Below are 15616 nucleotides of genomic sequence, written 5' to 3'. Positions count from 1 at the left end.
TCAACGCGGCCGGGGTCTTTCTCACACGATTGAATTCAGTTCCGAGAATTCGCTCTCCGGGCCCGGCACAGGCAGGCGCCCGGCAGGGCGATGCTCTGGGCTGGAGCCACCAGCCCCTGACGCAGTCCCCGCCGTCACGAGGGTTCGCCATGGTCAAGTCTCACTCCGCGCTACTTCTGGCTGGTTTCACGCTGCTGGGCTCCGCTTGCGGCGCTCCCGAATCCGAGCCGCAGGACACGCAGCAGCTCACCTTCGAGGAGTTCCGCGCCGGCGCGTACCAGGAGCCGGAGTCCGGCGGCTTCGTGGTCGACGGGGACATCTTCCTGGAGTCGGAGTCGGAGCTGCGTGAGTTCTACGCGCAGGCCGTCAGCGGCCTTGGCACCCAGCAGGGCGGGCTGGCCGTGTATTACAGCGGCGGTCGCGACATCAAGTGGAGCGCCAGCCAGGCCCTCAACCTCACGTACTGCGTGAGCACCAAGTTCGGGAACAACTACACGCGCGTGGTCAACGCGATGAAGAGCGCCGCCGCGGAGTGGGAGGCGGCCGCCAACGTGAAGTTCGTCCACGTCAGCGCCCAGGACTCGAACTGCACCAACCGCAACAACAACGTCGTGTTCGACGTGAACCAGACCAAGACGTCGCAGTACCTGGCGCGCGCCTTCTTCCCCAACAGCACCCGCCGCAACGCCAACGTCCTCATCTCCACCACGTCCTTCCAGAACATCTCGCCCTGGACGCTGGAGGGCGTGATTCGCCACGAGCTGGGCCACGTGCTGGGCTTCCGCCACGAGCACACCCGCCTCACCACCACCGGCTGCTACGAGGACAGCGCCTGGCGCGCGCTGACGCCGTATGACGCCAGCTCCGTCATGCACTACCCGCAGTGCAGCGGCACCCAGACGGGCGACCTGGTCCTGACCAGCTACGACCGCAGCGGCGCCCGCGCGCTGTACCCGTAAGCCTCACGGTCATCCGCCGTCCCGGTGGGCCACTGCCTTCGAGGCGGTGGCCCACTTTTCGTTGGGGACGCCCCGCTCCAGCGAGCCTTTCCGGTTGGCTGCCCGACACCCGTCGCTCGGCGCAGCGCAAATCCCTGGCCAGCCTCCGTCCCGGGTGCCCTGAATGCGCGGCGCCCTGGGGACGGCGGCCGGCCGGGCCGTCCTCGATGGAAGGCGCTCGCCTCCGGCCCATCGAGGAGTCGCCATGAAGTACACGCAATTGGGCCGCTCGGGGCTCTCCGTCAGCCGGCTGTGCCTGGGCACCATGAACTTCGGCTGGACGGCGGAGGAGCCGGAGTCTCACGCCATCATGGATGCCGCGCTCGACCACGGCATCAACTTCTTCGACACCGCCAACGTGTACGGCTTCGGAGAGAACAAGGGCCGCACCGAGCAGGTCATCGGCAACTGGTTCGCCCAGGGCGGCAACCGGCGCGAGCGCACCGTGCTCGCGACCAAGCTCTACGCCCCCATGGGCGACTGGCCCAACGAGGGCAAGCTGTCCGCGCTCAACATCCGCCGCGCGCTGGACGCCAGCCTCAAGCGGCTGCGCACCGACTATGTCGACCTGTATCAGTTCCACCACATCGACCGCGCCACGCCCTGGGAGGAGATATGGCAGGCCCTGGAGGTGGCCGTGGCCCAGGGCAAGGTGCTCTACGCGGGCAGCAGCAACTTCGCGGGCTGGCACATCGCCCAGGCGCAGGCCGCGGCGGCCCGGCGCAACTTCATGGGCCTGGTCAGCGAGCAGTCGCTCTACAACCTGATGGCGCGCACCGTGGAGTTGGAGGTGATTCCCTCCGCGCGGCACCACGGCGTGGGCATCCTCCCCTGGTCTCCCCTCCAGGGTGGCCTGCTGGGCGGCGTGCTCCGCAAGGAGCGCGAGGGCAAGCGCCGCCTGGAGGGCCGCGCCCAGGAGGCCCTCCAGAAGCACCGCGACCGCATCGAGCGCTACGAAGCGCTCGCGGAGGAGCTCGGGCATGAGCCCGGGGACGTCGCGCTGGCGTGGCTGCTGCACCAGCCCGCCGTCACCGCGCCCATCATCGGGCCTCGGACGTCCGCGCAGCTCGACGCCGCCGTCCGCGCGGTGGACGTCACCCTGGATGCGAAGACATTGTCACGCTTGGATGACATCTTCCCGGGGCACAAGCCCGCCCCGGAGGACTACGCCTGGTGACGCGCCGGGTGAGACATGAAACGCTACAAATCCCTCTCAAGCGGTTGGAAAAGACACCCAGCCCCCACTGAGAGCCTCTATTGACGACAGGGAATTCCTTTCATATTCCCTGCCGCCGTGGGCCCCCGTGGTTCACGTCCCCCAAGCGAAGAGAGGTTCTCATGAAGTCGATGGCTGGAATCGTCGTCATGGCACTGGTGATGCTGACGTCCTGCGGTCCCGTGCCCTCCGAGGAGCAGGCCCAGCCTGTCGCCGAGGAGCACATCGCCTCGCAGGAGGCCGCGCTGACCGGTGACTGCTACGTGCGCATCGAGTGCTCGAACGGAGCCATCAAGGAGTGCAGCGGCACGGGCTTCGCCTGTTCGGCCAGCGGCGCCAACAATGGCTCCGTGACCTGCAATGGCGTCACCCAGCGTTGCTTCCCCATCCTGGAGCCCGTCTGCAGCTGCTTCGCGGATGGCTGCTGCAACACGACGTGCACCCGCCTGGACCCCGACTGCCGCCTCGTCCCCCAGGACCCGCTGTAGGCCTGGAACGCCGGGTGCGGCCCCGCGGGGGCCGCGCCTGGAGCCGCGTCATTCAAAGCCCGGACGCGTGACGTACTCCGCGTGGGCGCGCTCGTAGGCCTCCCAGAAGTTCGGCGAGCGCTGCCCATTCAACCGGTCCACCAGCAGGTCCAGGTGCGTGTGCCAGCCGCCCGCCACGCTGCGCAGCGAGTCCCGGCCATCGAGCCGCACGTGGGTGACGGTCAGCAGCACGCCATCCTCGCGCTCGGTCAGCTCGAAGCGGACCTCGGACGGGTCGCCGTGGTTCTCCGCCCAGGTATAGGCAAACAGCCGCGGCGGCTCGCACGCCGTCACGCGGCCCACGTTGACGTGCCCCTGCGCCATGTCCTGGTGACGCGGCGGCGCGTCACCCGCGTCCTCTGACAACTCGGCGTGCCGGAACAGCAGCTCCACCTTGCCACCGACCCTCGTCTCCGTGGGGCCACCGGCGAGCCACTGCCGGCGCTTCTCCGGCTCGGTGAGATAGGCCCAGACGCGCTCGATGGGGCCGGGCAGCAGGCGCTCGATGCGGACGGTGTCGGATGACAGCAGGCGGGCGGGTGCGTTTCGTTTCATGGAGCGGCTCCTCAGGCCAGGTGATGCGCGTCCTCGGGGACATGGTCCGGCACCAGCCCGAGCTGGACGCCGTGCTCGAGCCACGCCTTGGCACCCGCCAGGGTGAGGTTGAAGCCGCCCGTGCTGTCCAACGCGCTGGCCACCACGGCCTTGTCGTCACCCTGGAAGCCCGACTCGACGACGCGCACGTAGGTGCGCTCCGGCGACAGCGCGGTGAAGGTCCACTCGACCACGGTCTTCCGCGCCGCGTCGCCCCACTCCATGCGCAGGCGCGCGCCCGGCTCGAAGTCCAGCACGCGTACCGTCGTCGACACGCCGTACCAGTCCCAGAACCACTGCGCCGTGCCGCCGGGCCGCAGGGGCTCACTCCCCCGGCTGAACCAGAACTTCGTGGTGATGGCCGGGTCCACGAACGCCGCGAAGACGTCCGCCGCGGGGCGGCGAATCATCATCGTGGCCTTGGCGACCGGTGCGCCCGTGGCGTCCTGTGTCGAAGTCATTGCCGCTTCGCTCCCTGGCGCGCCGGGGCCTGCCCCCGCACACCCAATATTCATCCAGTTGGTTGAACATCAACCACCCCCCGGTGATTGTCAACCAAATGGTGAAGCGTCGCCGCGCCCGCGCCGAGCCGGCGCGGCCCGTCCAGGAGGGCCCTCCGCCGGCGCTCCCCGCGAGGAGCACCCCCGCCCTCCCCGCGTCTGGCCTTCAGCGGGGGACGCGAAAGGCAGGCGGGTCGATGCGCGTGGCCCGGCACTCCGGACACGCGCCCGGGCGGGTGAAGCGCCTGCGCTCCTTAAAGGTGAAGCCACACGCCAGACAGGTGGCGGGCAGCACCTCCAGCCGGGCGCCCTGGGCCTTGAGGGACTTCTCCAGGTGCTCCAGGTGCCCGGCCACGTCCTTCTCGGAGATGCCCACCAGGCCGGAGAGGTCCTTCGCCGTGAGGCCGCTCTCCGGGGCGGACCTCAGCGCCGCCTCCAGCGCGCCGCGCACGGTGCTGCCGCGCGCTGGAGGGACAGGGGCGCTCACGCGCCAATCGCCCCCGGGTCCGTCGCCAGCTCGCCCCCCAGGTGCATGCCCGTCTGGCAGCGGTAGTCCGTCACCAGCGAGGCGAGGACCGTCGTCACGCCCACCGCCACGTGGACGGCCGCGGCCAGCGGGCTGCGCTTCGCGTAGCCCAGGACGAAGGGCGCCAGGATGGACGCCACGCCAAAGGCATGGTCGGCGATTTCATGCGCTTCAATGGGGATGAGCTTGGTCAAGCTGAGGCGGTAGTCCGTCAACAATGACACACCGAGGATGGTGGACCCCAGCGCGATGCCCGCGGACTTCGCCGCCGCGTCCCCGGACAAGACGCCCGCCACCACCGCGGCCGTCCCGCCCTTGTAGTCCATGAGCGAGTGCAGGTCCTGGGGCACCCACCTGCGCAGCGGCAGCCGCCCCAGGAGCGGACGGGAGAGGATGCCCGCGGCGGCGCTCCGGTCCATGGCGCGGCGGACGCCCCTGCGCAGGCGCCCCTCCGGGGGCCCCGGGGGCGGAACGAGTCTGGGAGTGGACGGGCTCAGGGTCTGCGGTTCAGCCATGTGGCGCTCCTTCCAGTCTTGCCGTCGTGAAGTCGTCACTACGGTAGGCACGCGTCCGCTGACGCACGGCGATGTGCCCCTCGCCTGCCCGGGCACCGGGGGTAGGAAGCCTGTCCACCCGCTCCTTCTCGCCTGGTGGGCAGCCAGGGGGGCTTCCACTCGGTGGCCCGCCCCGGGCAGACTATGGCTCGCAGCACGGCCCTTCAGTTTCTGAGAGGGCGATATCCGCGGCCACCCCAGCCGCTTTGGAACGAAAGAACGCGATTCATGGCAACCGGTACCGTCAAGTGGTTCAACGATGCGAAGGGCTTTGGGTTCATCGTGCAGGACGGCGGCGGTGAGGACGTGTTCGTCCATCACAGCGCCATCAACATGGATGGCTTCCGCACCCTGCAGGAAGGCCAGAAGGTGGAGTTCGACGTAGGCCGCGGCCCCAAGGGCCTGCAGGCGCAGAACGTTCGCGCGGCCTGAACGGCGGTCCGGCGAAGCCATGGAAGCCCGGCCTCGCGGATGGCGAGACCGGGCTTTCTCTTTGCGGGCTTCACCTGAAAGGTTGGTCACCCCATGCGCCTGCCCCGGCTTCCGCGAGTCATTGGCTTCGACGACGGCCCCTTCGCGCGGCGTCCGGGCGCCGCCGTGCCGCTGGCCGGCGTGGTGTGCGGGGGCACGCGCTTCGAGGGGCTCGTCTGGGGACGGGTGCGCCGGGACGGCTGGAACGCCACCGAGGCGGTGTGCCGCCTGCTGGAGGGCGGGAAGTTCCTCCCGCAGCTCCACCTGGTGCTGCTGGATGGCATCGCGTTTGGCGGCTTCAACGTCGTGGACCTGCCGCTGCTGGCCGAGCGCCTGAAGCGGCCCTGCGTGGCGGTGATGCGGCGGCCCCCGGACCTGGACGCGGTGGAGCGCGCGCTGCGGCGCCTGCCCCGCGCGGACGCGCGCTGGGCGAAGCTGAAGCGCGCCGGCCCCATCCACCAGCAAGGCGGCTTCACCTTCCAGGCGCAGGGCGCGGAGCCCGCCTGGGTGGCGGAGGCCCTGGGCCGCGTGACGGACCGCGGCCACGTCCCCGAGGCGCTCCGGCTGGCGCACCTCATTGGCTCCGCTGTCGTCACGGGTGAAAGCAGTCAGCGCGCCTGAGTCCGCCTCCAGACGTTTTCACCTCCTGGCGCAGGATTGCGTCACCACCGCATGGCGTGCCAGCGCGTGGGAATCTTCCGCCAGCGCCAGACAATCCAGACACGGTTGCGCACCCTTCCAGCCATGCACCTGCCCTCCGGGGCGACATGGAACCGCGTTTGTTTTCATGTTAATCTTTGCCACGCGAGGAGGGCGCACGCATGTTCGAAGTCATCAATGACAAGAATCGCCGTACCGTCACCGTGCGGTTGAGTGGGTTCGTCAGGCCGAACGAGATGCGGGACTTCGCGAGCCAGTACCGCCACGAGACGGACTCCTACAGGGGAGGACGCCATCTGGTGCTCGCGGACATGCGGGGGCTGAGGACGCTGGAGCCGGAGTCCGCCGCCATCTTCGGCGAGGTGGTGGCGTACGGCCGGCAGATGGGCTGCGTGATGTGCGCGCACGTCTCGGACTCCACCATTGCCCGGCTGCAGACGGCGCGGGTGGCCTCGGCCGCCGCGGCGGACAATGACATCACCCTGGACTGCGTCTCCTTGGAGGAGGCGCATGCCCAGCTCGCCAAGGCGCGCTCGCGCTACTTCCTGGGCGCCTCCGCGGACGGCGCGCAGGAGCACGCCGCGCGCTGACCCGCGCCTCCGGGCTGGAGCCGGCGGGCTTCCGCCCGGAGACCTCCAGCCCGCTCAGGCTTCGCCCCCGCCGCGCCAGGTGAGCCGGTAGGTGACGTCTTCGTCCGAGAAGGCGCGCACCTCGACCTCCGCGTGCGGCGCTCCCACGGCGCGCAGGCCCGCGCGCAGCGCGCCCTGCGTGAAGTAGCGGATGACGCCGGCCTCGTTCATCCACAGGTCCACTTCGGTGGGGGACACGTCATCCAGGCGCGTCTCCGTGTAGTTGTTCCCGGAGCGGAACATCTGCCGGGCGCGGCTCACGCACCGGCGGGGGCCCAGAAGCTGAATCACGCCAAAGGCGGCGCGGCCCAGCACCGTCTCCCGGTAGCCGTCCACCATGCGCTCACCCAGCAAGGCGTAGCCCACGTCGTCGGGCACGTCGGCGTGCAGCTCGCGCGCGGCCACACGCACGGCGGAGCACCACGTCTCAAAGGCATAGGCGGGCTGAAGCTTGCGCTCCAGGTCCACGCCCACCTCGCGCAGCCGCTCACGGAGCGCGGGGGTGACGCGAGCGCCCAGCCCCCGCACGAAGAGGCCTTCCAAGGTGTGCTCGAAGACCAGCTTCTCCGGCATGTTCACCAGTGTACCCTGCCTCCACTAGGATGTGCGCCGAGGGGGTAGGAATTCCATGGGTCTGCAACGAGAGCTCGCCATCCTGGCCATGAAGGCCACGCCGTTGCCGGGGAAGAGGAACTTCCTGGCGGAGGCAGGCATCGCGACGCCGGTTCCCGCCATTCGCGGGTCGATTGGGGCGGTGGCGCATGAGCCGTTCATGGCCTTCGACACCAAGCGGCTGATGGACCTGCTGGTGGCCTTCACCATCGGGGACTTCTCGTCCGGGGCGGGGTGCTCGGATTACTTCAACCCGCACAGCCCCTGGTACAACGTCTTCTACGGCGCCTACGGCATCCGCTCGTACAAGCGGGATGGCAGCCCGTGGGGCTTCACCCGGGACGGCCGGGTGGACCTGGAGGAGATGCTGGAGATTCCGCGGCTCGACTACAACTTCCTCACGGCCGGGGAGCTGGGCTGCCCCGCGTCGAAGATGTGCTTCGAGGTGCTGGACGTGCGCCAGGGCCGCGAGGGCCCCTGGCACCTGGCGGACGTGGCGTGCTTCATCCCCAGCGGGCTGCACCGGGTGCAGGACGCCCAGGCGCCGGACCTCACGTACTACGCCGTCTTCGGCGTGCCGGAGGAGGACTACCTCGTGGGCCGGGAGAGCTACGAGCGCGTCCGCATGCGGGGCCGCATGTACTTCCGCCCGGTGGCGGACCGCCTCACGCTCGTCTGGGGCGGCCTCTGCCCGGACACGCCCGAGGGCCAGCGGCTGATGGGCGCCATCATCGACGCCATGTCGCCGCTGTACGCGGGGGGCTGAGCGCCCCCCTTTCGCCTCAGGCCGCCCGGCCGCGCTCGGACTCCACCTCCGGCGGGGGCGCGGCGGCGTCACCGTCCGTGGCGCGGCGGCGCTTGAAGCCCACGCGCTCCATGAAGGCGAACACCACCGGCACCACCAGCAGCGTGAGGAAGGTGGAGGTGATGACGCCGCCAATCACCGCGATGGCCATGGGCGCGCGGAACTCCGAGCCCGTGCCCGTGCCCACCGCCGTGGGCACCATGGCGATGGCCATGGCGGCGCTGGTCATCAGGATGGGCCGCAGCCGGCGGGGGCCCGCCTTCAGCAGCGCCTGGTCCACCGAGTCCCCTTCCCGCAGGTTCTGCAGCGCGCCGTCGATGAGGAGGATGGCGTTCTTCGTCACCAGGCCCATCAGCAGGATGACGCCAATCATGGCGCCCATGGACAGGTGGAAGCCCGTCACCACCAGGCCCAGCAGCGCGCCCACCAGGGCCAGCGGCAGCGACACCATGATGGTGAAGGGGTGCTTGTAGGACTCGAACTGGCTGGCGAGCACCATGTAGATGAAGACGAAGGCCAGCCCGAACGCCGCCCCGAAGGCGTCGTTCTGCTCGTCCAGGTTCTTCATCTGCCCTTCGTAGATGAGCGCGTAGCCCGGCGGCAGCGGCTGCGCGGCCACCCGCGCCTTCAGCTCGCGGGTGATGTCCCCCAGCGCCGCGCCAGGCCCCAACTGCGAGTACACGGCAATCTGCCGCTCGCGGTTCTCATGCTCGATGAGGCTGGGGCCGTTCTTCAGCTCCACGCGCGCCACGTCCGTCAGCGGGCGCAGGCCGCCCGGCGTATAGACTTCCAGTTGGCGCACGCGCTCCGGCGTGGCGCGGTCCTTCTCCGACAGGCGCACGCGGATGTCCGTCTCCGTGGTGCCCTCGCGCAGCTTGGCCACCACGTCACCGCCAATGGCCAGGCGGAGCTGCGTGGCCAGCGCGCCCGCGTGCAGGTCCACGTCGCTGGCGCGGGCCCGGTCGATGAGCACCTGCAGCTCCGGCTTGGGCGGGTTGGACTCCACGCGCACGTCCGCGGTGCCCGGCAGGTCGCGCAGGATGCTGGCGACGCGCTCGGCCTCCTCGTTGGCCCGCGCCAGGTCCGGCCCGGTGATGAGCACCATGATGGGGTAGTAGTCGCCCAGGCCCTCCAGGATGGGCGGGTCGCTCAGGTTCACCCGCGTGGACCTCAGCCCGGGCACCAGCAGCGCGCGCGCCTCCTCCTTCAGGACCTGCACGCCCTTGGCGCGCTCGTTCTTGCCCACCGTGAGCACGCGCATGCGGGACTTGTTCACATCGCCGTCCTTGCCGACGATGGCGTAGATGTCCGTCACCTCGGGAAGCTGGCGCAGCAGCGCCTCGGCCTCGGCGGTGCGGGCCTCCGTCTCCCGGAGGCTGGCCGAGTCCGGCAGCGTCAGGTCCACGAAGAACTGCGAGCGGTCCTCGGCGGGCATGAACTCCACGCCCAGGCGGCTGGCGCCGCCGAAGGACACCACCAGCAGCAGCACGGTGAGCGCCAGCGTGGTCCACTTGTGCGCCAGCACCCAGCGGAGGATGGACTCGTAGACGCGCTCGGTGCCGTCCAGGAAGCGGCGCAGCGCGGCGGCCACCGCGTTCTCCTCGCGGACCTCGCCCGGCATGCGCCGCTTCGCCAGCCGCGCGGACATCATCGGGTCCAGCGTGAAGGAGATGAACAGCGAAATCATCACCGCCACGGAGATGGTGATGCCGAACTGCCGGAAGAACTGGCCCACGATGCCGGGCATGAAGGCCACCGGCACGAACACCGCCACCAGGGACAGCGTGGTGGCGAGCACCGCCAGGCCCACGTCCTTGGTGCCGTTGGACGCGGCGCTCACCGGGTCCTCGCCCTTCTCCAGCCGGTGCGTAATCGCCTCGCGCACCACCACCGCGTCGTCGATGAGCAGGCCAATGGCCAGCGACAGGCCCAGCAGGGTCATCTGGTTGAGCGTGTAGTCCAGCACGTACATCACGAAGAAGGTGCCCAGCACGGAGGTGGGCAGCGCCAGCGAGGAGATGAAGGTGCCGCGCACGTCCAGCAGGAAGACGAGGATGATGAGCACCGCCATGGCGCCGCCGAAGATGAGCGCCACCCAGACCTCGTGCGCGTTCTCCTCGATGAGGTCTGACTGGTTGATGAGCAGCGTGGCCTGGAAGCCGTGCCCCACCACCGTGCCCATCTGCGCCATCACCCGCTGCACCGCCTCGCTCACGGCCACGGTGTTGGAGCCCGGCTGCTTGACGATTTCCAGGATGACGGCGTCCTGCCCGTTGAGGCGCGCCAGGGTGCGGCGCTCGGCCACGCCGTCCGTCACGGAGGCAATCTCCCCCAGCCGCACCTGCGCGCCGGTGCCGCTGCGGGCCACGGGCAGGTCGCGGAGCTCCTCCACGTTCTGGAACTGCCCCAGCGAGCGCACCGTCATCTCGGAGGCGCCCAGCTGGAGCCGGCCCGCGGGCAGGTCCAGGTTCTCCGACGCCACGCGCTGCGCGATGCCCAGCGGCGACACGCCCGCCGCGCGCGCCTTGTCCAAATCGATGTCGATCTGCACCTCGCGCGTGTCACCGCCGGTGACGCGCACCTCGGCGGCGCCCTCCAGCTGGGCCAGCGCGGGCTTGACGCGGTCATCGATGAGCCGGCGCAGCTCCTGGGACGGCAGCTCGGCGGAGACGGCGTAGGTGAGGATGGGCGTGGCGCCCAGGTCCACGCGGCCGATGACGGGCGCGTCCGCGTCCTGGGGCAGCCGGCTGACGATGCCAGCGACCTTGTCGCGCACGTCCTGCACCGCGCGGTCCAGCGGGGCGGTCAGCTTGAACTGCACCACCACGATGCCCACGTTCTCCCGGCTGAAGGAGTGGATCTTGTCCACGCCGCTGATGCCGGCGACGGCGTCTTCAATGGGTTTGACGACCTGCGTTTCGATTTCGCCAGGGCCCGCGCCCTTGTAGACGGTGTTGATGACCACCACCGGGAAGGACACGTCCGGGTAGAGGTCCGTGCCCAGGCGGCCCAGGCCCATGAGGCCGAGCACGACGAGGCACAGCGACATCATCGCGGTGAAGACGGGCCTGCGGATGGAGACGTCACTGAGCAGCATGGCGGGGCCCCCTCACTTCACGGAGACGCGGGCGCCCTGCGACAGGGCCGGCGTGGGATGGTCGACGACCGAGCCGAGCGGCGAGGCGGCGAGCACCACCACCTCCCCCTGCTCGCGCCGCTCCAGCACCTGCACGTCCACGCGGTGCACCTGGCCGGACGTCACCACCCAGACGTGGTCCCCGTTGAGCGCGGACAGCGCGCTGCCCGGCAGCACCTGGGCGTCCCGCGCCTCCCCCAGGGAGAGGGCGGCCCGCGCCAGCGTGTGCGCCACGAAGCGGCCGTCCGCGTTGGGCACGGCCAGCTCCACGGGGACGCGGCGCGTGGCGGGGTCCGCGGAGGGCAGGATGGTGCGCACCACCGCCTCCTCCGAGGACACGCGCGCGCCCACCGACTCCACGCGCACCCGGGCGCCGGGCTTGAGCTGCGAGCGCAGCGCCTCCGACACCGTCGTCTTCAAGAGCAGCGTGTCCAGCCGCTCCAGCTTGAACAGCGGCGTGCCGGGCGCCACCGTCGCGCCCGTCTGCTCCGGCGCGTCGATGATGGTGCCGTCGAAGGGCGCCCGCAGGTCATGCCGGCGCCGGGACGCGCGCGCCTGGGCGAGCTGCGCCTGGGCGGCCAGCCACTGCGCGCGGGCCTGCGCGGCGTTGGCCGTGGCGGTGCGGTGCGCCACCTCGCTCACCCCGCCCTGCTCCTGGAGCTTCTCGTTGCGGGCGGCCACGTCGGCGGCCAGGGTGTGCGCGGCCTCGGCGGCGGCCACCGCGGCCTCGGCCTGGGCCACCTGCGCGTCGGAAATCTCCGGGTCGAGCCGCGCCAGCACCTCGCCCTTCTTCACCGCCTGCCCCTTCGTCACCTGCACCGCGGAGAGCCGGCCGCCCACCTCGAAGCCCACCATCAGCCCCTGCGCGGGATACAGGGTGCCCGTCACCTGCTCGCTCGGGGTGGCCTGCACCGTCCGCGCGGAGACGACCGTCACCGCGGGCGGGCCCGCGGGCGCGGCGGCCCTGGCGGGCGGCGACGCGGAGGCATCCGCCTTCTGGCAGGCGGTCAGCGACAGCGCGGCGGAGGCCAGCCCCGCGGCGGCGAGCACTCGGACAGCGGACGGTTTCTGGGTGGGCTTCACGGACGTTTCCTCGGCGTCTGGCGTTTCTGGGGGGCGGCGCGGGGCCGGCGCGCCGTGCGCTTCGAAGGGGCGCGGGGCGCACGCGCGGGCGGCGGCGCCACGGCGGGGACGGACAGGTGCGTGGGCAGGGTGCCCTGGTGGCACAGCCGGTGGAGCGTGTGCGCCCACGCGGTCAGGTCCGGCTTCTCCTCCATCCGCGCCATCTGGGTGGTGAGCAGCAGGAAGGCGCCCACGATGAAGGTGGCGAAGATGTGCGCGTCCAGCGCCGGGTCCACCGCGCCGGCCCGCTGCAGGCGCCGGAAGTCCCGGGCGATGCGCTCCACCTGCCCGTCCGTCACGCGCCACAGCAGGGATTCGAACGGCGTGCCCTGGCTGCCGTTGGTGAGCACCAGGGACACGTCCCGGAACTGCCAGACCCACTCCAGGGCCTCCAAATCATGCGCCGTCTCGATTTGGAGGAACCGCTGGAAGCGCTCGCTGCGCTCGAGCCTGTCCTGCTCGCCGGGGATGCCGTGCGCCTCGAAGAAGCGCTCGATGGCCGCCATGCGCCGCTCGTTGAGGTCCGCCAGCCCGGCCTGGAAGTGCCCCACCACCTCCTCGAACAGCGCCTCCTTCGAGGGGAAGTGGAGATAGAAGGCGCCCTTGGACAGCCCGCACGCGGCGGTGATGTCCTCGATGCGCGCCCCCTTCAGCCCCCGGCGGACGAACTCCGACCGGGCGGCGGCCACCAGGGCACTGCGAGCGTGGGGGTCCGCGGGACGAGCCATGACCGCCGGGTTTCTAACCCGCCGGTCACTAACCGCACAAGGTTTCTGAACACCGGGTCAGTAACCCCGCCGTGCAGGTCATGTGCGCGCGCCGCCGCTCAGGTGCGCGCGAGCGCGGTGCACAGCGGGCACGCGGAAGGCCCATGGGGGACATCCCGGCGGTGCAGGTCCAGCACGGCGCGGGAGATGTCCGCCAGCTCACGGCGCACCTCGCGCCGGGCGCCCTTGACCCGGGCGATGCGCATGTCGTCGTACTGCGTCGTCTGGTGCCGCATCCAGGCGATGACGGCGGCCTCGGCGCGGCGCTCCAGGGGGATGCGTTCGGTGCGGGCCACGGTGCCGCTGCCCACGGGGGTGGCGTGGGTGGCGACGAGCACGGCCATGCGCTTGGCGTGTGGCAGCCATGCGGGGGAGAAGGCGAGGAAGCGCAGCACCGCGTTGGCGAAGTCGACCTCGTAGGCCTCCTGCTCGCGGGCGCGGCGCTCGCGGCCCGCGGCCAGCTTCTTCTCGTAGGCGGGGGTGGCGCGCTCGGCCTCGAGCACGGCGCGGGCCCTCAGGATGTGCGCCTCGGGCGCCCACACGCCCCGGGAGAAGAGCTTGCGGCCCACCTTCTCCACCACCGTCCAGGACGGGCCCGCCGCCTTCACGCGGCGGGTGAGCCCGGCGTCACCGGGGGGGAGCAGGGCCCAGCCGTCCGGCACGGTGAGCACGCGGCCATCCGGGGCGCGTACACGGCGGGGGTCCGAAGTCGGCGCGAAGGTCAGGGATTCAGGCATGGTGAGGTCCGAGGTCGGGGGCGGCCACATAGCATGGGTGCCTCCAACCCTGGTAAATGGCCCCCTCGCGCCGGCAGCATCCTGGCGCGGGAGGCCCTCAACGCGTGGGAAGTGCCGGCATGTCCCTCCTCAGGCTCACGTTCCTCGGTACCTCCGCCGCGCAGCCCACGCTGCACCGGAACCTGTCCGGACTGGCGGTGAAGGCGCACGCGGACCTGCTGCTCTTCGACTGCGGCGAGGGCAGCCAGCGGCAGATGGTGCGCTACGGCACCGGCTTCACCGTGGACGCGGTGTTCTTCACGCACTTCCACGCGGACCACTACCTGGGCATCATCGGCTTCCTGCGCACGCTGGGCATGACGGGGCGCTCCGAGCCCATCCACCTCTACGGCCCGCCCTCCGCCAGGCGCCTGCTCCACCAGGCCGTCCACCTGGGCGTGGAGTCCTTGTCCTTCCCGGTGGAGATTCACGAACTGAAGGACGGGGACGTGGTGCCGCGCAAGGGCTACGCGGTGCACGCGGTGGGCGTGGACCACCGCATCAACGCGCTGGGCTACGCGCTGGTGGAGGACGAGCGGCCCGGGCGCTTCAACCTGGAGACGGCGCGCGCGCTGGGCGTGCCGGAGGGCCCCAGCTTCGGCAAGCTCCAGCGGGGCGAGCCGGTGACGCTGGAGGACGGGCGCACGGTGAAGCCGGAGGACGTGCTGGGCGCGCCGCGCCCCGGGCGCAAGCTGGTCATCTCCGGGGACACGCGGCCCTGCCCCGCCCTGGTGAAGGCCGCGAACGACGCGGACCTGCTGGTCCACGAGTCCACCTTCTCCGACGATGAGCAGGAGCGGGCGATGGAGACCCGGCACTCCACGGCGCGGGAGGCGGCGCGCGTGGCGAAGGAGGCGGGCGCGCGGCGGCTGGTGCTCACCCACCTCTCCAGCCGTCACGACACCGACCCCTCGAAGCTGCTCACGCAGGCGCGCGAGGAGTACCAGGGGCCGGTGGAGGTGGCGTTCGACGGCTTCACCGTCGAGCTGCCCCTGCGTGACTGACGGCTACTGAATCTTCTCGGACTCGGCGCGCAGGGCGGTCGCGGACTCGGCGTCCACGCGCTGCACCAGCTCCCACTCCAGCGCCTCGTCCCGGGTGATGTTGCCGCCGTCGGCGCGGACGGCGGGCTCGGAGATTTCACGCGCGCGGCCGGAGGTGTTCGCGGCGCCCGCGGACTCCGTGACGAGCTGGCGGGTGAACTCCACCGAGCACTGGCCCGGGCCCTTCTCGATGCCGCGCACCAGGTAGCGCACCTGGGTGGTGCCCAGCGAGGACGGGGCGCCCTGCATCAACCACTCGGTGGTGGCCTCGTAGCCGCTCTGGCCCGCCCTGAAGGAGTAGCCCTTCTCCTTCAGCAGGGCGAGCGCCTGCGGGTACACCTCCGCCACGGGCTTGCGGTAGACGTGGTTGCGCGCCTTCTCCAGCAGGAAGGCCTCGCGGCGGCGGCCGGCGCAACCCGCGGTGGTGAGGGACAGGGTGGCGACCACGAGGAGCGCGGCGGCGCCGCGCGACAGCATCGACAGGTTCATTTCTCAAGACTCCGCGGGAGTGTGAGGCGGCTCAACATCCCTCAACCTTCTTCCCGCCGCCAAGTTTCCCCGGGGATGGTTTCCCAGGGCAAGCATCCCACCCGCGCGGCCCGTATGGGCGGCCATGCGTCCAGCGCCGCACATCCAACGCCGCTCCGCCGCCGCGCCCGCCCTGGGGATGCGCATGATGG

General features: G+C 71.0%; 18 protein-coding genes. 8 read left to right on the top strand and 10 right to left on the bottom strand.

Annotated features, from left to right (window positions below; all coding sequences use genetic code 11):
- Window positions 1-149 precede the first annotated feature (149 nt).
- The 3 genes from MYMAC_RS03485 to MYMAC_RS03475 all read left to right on the top strand — a co-directional run bounded on the left by MYMAC_RS03485 (window position 150) and on the right by MYMAC_RS03475 (window position 2702).
- Window positions 150-959 (top strand): M57 family metalloprotease, encoded by an 810-nt coding sequence (locus MYMAC_RS03485; protein ID WP_095957032.1) that lies wholly within the window; start codon window positions 150-152, stop codon window positions 957-959.
- A gap of 244 nt (window positions 960-1203) precedes the next feature.
- Window positions 1204-2175, top strand: coding sequence for an aldo/keto reductase (locus MYMAC_RS03480; protein ID WP_013936171.1), 972 nt, complete (start codon window positions 1204-1206; stop codon window positions 2173-2175).
- Between the two features lie 161 nt (window positions 2176-2336).
- A complete protein-coding gene (locus MYMAC_RS03475; RefSeq protein ID WP_013936172.1) occupies window positions 2337-2702 on the top strand; it encodes a hypothetical protein in 366 nt (121 codons plus the stop codon).
- A 48-nt stretch (window positions 2703-2750) separates the two neighbouring features.
- On the opposite strand, the gene MYMAC_RS03470 is transcribed toward MYMAC_RS03475, so the two are convergent.
- The 4 genes from MYMAC_RS03470 to MYMAC_RS03455 form a co-directional block, all read right to left on the bottom strand.
- Window positions 2751-3296, bottom strand: coding sequence for an SRPBCC family protein (locus MYMAC_RS03470; protein ID WP_013936173.1), 546 nt, complete (start codon window positions 3294-3296; stop codon window positions 2751-2753).
- 11 nt (window positions 3297-3307) lie between these two features.
- Complete coding sequence (locus MYMAC_RS03465) at window positions 3308-3796, bottom strand: SRPBCC family protein (RefSeq protein ID WP_095957031.1); 489 nt, start codon at window positions 3794-3796, stop codon at window positions 3308-3310.
- A gap of 205 nt (window positions 3797-4001) precedes the next feature.
- Window positions 4002-4322, bottom strand: coding sequence for a transcriptional regulator (locus MYMAC_RS03460; RefSeq protein WP_043709398.1), 321 nt, complete (start codon window positions 4320-4322; stop codon window positions 4002-4004).
- Complete coding sequence (locus MYMAC_RS03455) at window positions 4319-4876, bottom strand: SPW repeat domain-containing protein (RefSeq protein ID WP_123784039.1); 558 nt, start codon at window positions 4874-4876, stop codon at window positions 4319-4321. The genes MYMAC_RS03460 and MYMAC_RS03455 overlap by 4 nt, the downstream gene beginning before the upstream one ends.
- A gap of 267 nt (window positions 4877-5143) precedes the next feature.
- Between MYMAC_RS03455 and MYMAC_RS03450 the strand changes: the two genes are divergently transcribed.
- The 3 genes from MYMAC_RS03450 to MYMAC_RS03440 all read left to right on the top strand — a co-directional run bounded on the left by MYMAC_RS03450 (window position 5144) and on the right by MYMAC_RS03440 (window position 6636).
- The gene (locus MYMAC_RS03450) at window positions 5144-5347 is read left to right on the top strand and encodes a cold-shock protein (RefSeq protein WP_013936177.1); all 204 of its coding nucleotides are present in this window, start codon (window positions 5144-5146) and stop codon (window positions 5345-5347) included.
- A gap of 93 nt (window positions 5348-5440) precedes the next feature.
- On the top strand, window positions 5441-6007 hold the full coding sequence (locus tag MYMAC_RS03445) for an endonuclease dU (RefSeq protein ID WP_095957030.1): 567 nt from the start codon (window positions 5441-5443) through the stop codon (window positions 6005-6007).
- 200 nt (window positions 6008-6207) lie between these two features.
- Window positions 6208-6636, top strand: a complete 429-nt coding sequence (locus tag MYMAC_RS03440) for a hypothetical protein (RefSeq protein ID WP_013936179.1) — start codon at window positions 6208-6210, stop codon at window positions 6634-6636.
- Window positions 6637-6690: 54 nt separating this feature from the next.
- On the opposite strand, the gene MYMAC_RS03435 is transcribed toward MYMAC_RS03440, so the two are convergent.
- Window positions 6691-7248 (bottom strand): DUF2378 family protein, encoded by a 558-nt coding sequence (locus MYMAC_RS03435; protein ID WP_043712448.1) that lies wholly within the window; start codon window positions 7246-7248, stop codon window positions 6691-6693.
- A gap of 55 nt (window positions 7249-7303) precedes the next feature.
- On the opposite strand from MYMAC_RS03435, the gene MYMAC_RS03430 reads away from it, so the two are divergent.
- Entirely contained in the window at window positions 7304-8053 is a 750-nt protein-coding gene (locus tag MYMAC_RS03430; protein ID WP_013936181.1) for a hypothetical protein, read from the top strand.
- A 16-nt stretch (window positions 8054-8069) separates the two neighbouring features.
- Here the strand turns inward: MYMAC_RS03430 and MYMAC_RS03425 are convergent, their stop codons facing one another.
- The 4 genes from MYMAC_RS03425 to MYMAC_RS03410 form a co-directional block, all read right to left on the bottom strand.
- Window positions 8070-11189, bottom strand: a complete 3120-nt coding sequence (locus tag MYMAC_RS03425; RefSeq protein WP_095957029.1) for an efflux RND transporter permease subunit — start codon at window positions 11187-11189, stop codon at window positions 8070-8072.
- A gap of 12 nt (window positions 11190-11201) precedes the next feature.
- On the bottom strand, window positions 11202-12311 hold the full coding sequence (locus tag MYMAC_RS03420) for an efflux RND transporter periplasmic adaptor subunit (protein ID WP_095957028.1): 1110 nt from the start codon (window positions 12309-12311) through the stop codon (window positions 11202-11204).
- Window positions 12308-13078, bottom strand: a complete 771-nt coding sequence (locus tag MYMAC_RS03415) for a TetR/AcrR family transcriptional regulator (protein WP_095957027.1) — start codon at window positions 13076-13078, stop codon at window positions 12308-12310. Before MYMAC_RS03415 ends, MYMAC_RS03420 begins: the two co-directional genes overlap by 4 nt.
- Before the next feature lie 98 nt (window positions 13079-13176).
- Window positions 13177-13854, bottom strand: a complete 678-nt coding sequence (locus MYMAC_RS03410; RefSeq protein WP_204817352.1) for a DUF2293 domain-containing protein — start codon at window positions 13852-13854, stop codon at window positions 13177-13179.
- Window positions 13855-13973: 119 nt separating this feature from the next.
- Here MYMAC_RS03410 and rnz point away from each other — a divergent pair, with 119 nt between their 5' ends.
- Complete coding sequence (gene rnz, locus MYMAC_RS03405; RefSeq protein WP_095957025.1) at window positions 13974-14897, top strand: ribonuclease Z; 924 nt, start codon at window positions 13974-13976, stop codon at window positions 14895-14897.
- Window positions 14898-14900: 3 nt separating this feature from the next.
- On the opposite strand, the gene MYMAC_RS03400 is transcribed toward rnz, so the two are convergent.
- Complete coding sequence (locus MYMAC_RS03400; protein WP_095957024.1) at window positions 14901-15425, bottom strand: hypothetical protein; 525 nt, start codon at window positions 15423-15425, stop codon at window positions 14901-14903.
- Between the last annotated feature and the right edge of the window lie 191 nt (window positions 15426-15616).

Origin of the sequence: Corallococcus macrosporus DSM 14697, from assembly GCF_002305895.1 — a bacterium.
Lineage (GTDB): Bacteria > Myxococcota > Myxococcia > Myxococcales > Myxococcaceae > Myxococcus > Myxococcus macrosporus.
This window is presented reverse-complemented; position numbering and strand designations above follow the sequence as displayed.

Coding starts and splice junctions, on each gene's coding strand:
- MYMAC_RS03435 (WP_043712448.1), bottom strand. CDS start 7,248: ATGCCGGAGAAGCTGGTCTTCGAGCACACCTTGGAAGGCCTCTTCGTG.
- MYMAC_RS03470 (WP_013936173.1), bottom strand. CDS start 3,296: ATGAAACGAAACGCACCCGCCCGCCTGCTGTCATCCGACACCGTCCGC.
- MYMAC_RS03485 (WP_095957032.1), top strand. CDS start 150: ATGGTCAAGTCTCACTCCGCGCTACTTCTGGCTGGTTTCACGCTGCTG.
- MYMAC_RS03410 (WP_204817352.1), bottom strand. CDS start 13,854: ATGCCTGAATCCCTGACCTTCGCGCCGACTTCGGACCCCCGCCGTGTA.
- MYMAC_RS03400 (WP_095957024.1), bottom strand. CDS start 15,425: ATGAACCTGTCGATGCTGTCGCGCGGCGCCGCCGCGCTCCTCGTGGTC.
- MYMAC_RS03445 (WP_095957030.1), top strand. CDS start 5,441: ATGCGCCTGCCCCGGCTTCCGCGAGTCATTGGCTTCGACGACGGCCCC.
- MYMAC_RS03430 (WP_013936181.1), top strand. CDS start 7,304: ATGGGTCTGCAACGAGAGCTCGCCATCCTGGCCATGAAGGCCACGCCG.
- MYMAC_RS03455 (WP_123784039.1), bottom strand. CDS start 4,876: ATGGCTGAACCGCAGACCCTGAGCCCGTCCACTCCCAGACTCGTTCCG.
- MYMAC_RS03440 (WP_013936179.1), top strand. CDS start 6,208: ATGTTCGAAGTCATCAATGACAAGAATCGCCGTACCGTCACCGTGCGG.
- rnz (WP_095957025.1), top strand. CDS start 13,974: ATGTCCCTCCTCAGGCTCACGTTCCTCGGTACCTCCGCCGCGCAGCCC.
- MYMAC_RS03425 (WP_095957029.1), bottom strand. CDS start 11,189: ATGCTGCTCAGTGACGTCTCCATCCGCAGGCCCGTCTTCACCGCGATG.
- MYMAC_RS03450 (WP_013936177.1), top strand. CDS start 5,144: ATGGCAACCGGTACCGTCAAGTGGTTCAACGATGCGAAGGGCTTTGGG.
- MYMAC_RS03475 (WP_013936172.1), top strand. CDS start 2,337: ATGAAGTCGATGGCTGGAATCGTCGTCATGGCACTGGTGATGCTGACG.
- MYMAC_RS03415 (WP_095957027.1), bottom strand. CDS start 13,078: ATGGCTCGTCCCGCGGACCCCCACGCTCGCAGTGCCCTGGTGGCCGCC.
- MYMAC_RS03465 (WP_095957031.1), bottom strand. CDS start 3,796: ATGACTTCGACACAGGACGCCACGGGCGCACCGGTCGCCAAGGCCACG.
- MYMAC_RS03480 (WP_013936171.1), top strand. CDS start 1,204: ATGAAGTACACGCAATTGGGCCGCTCGGGGCTCTCCGTCAGCCGGCTG.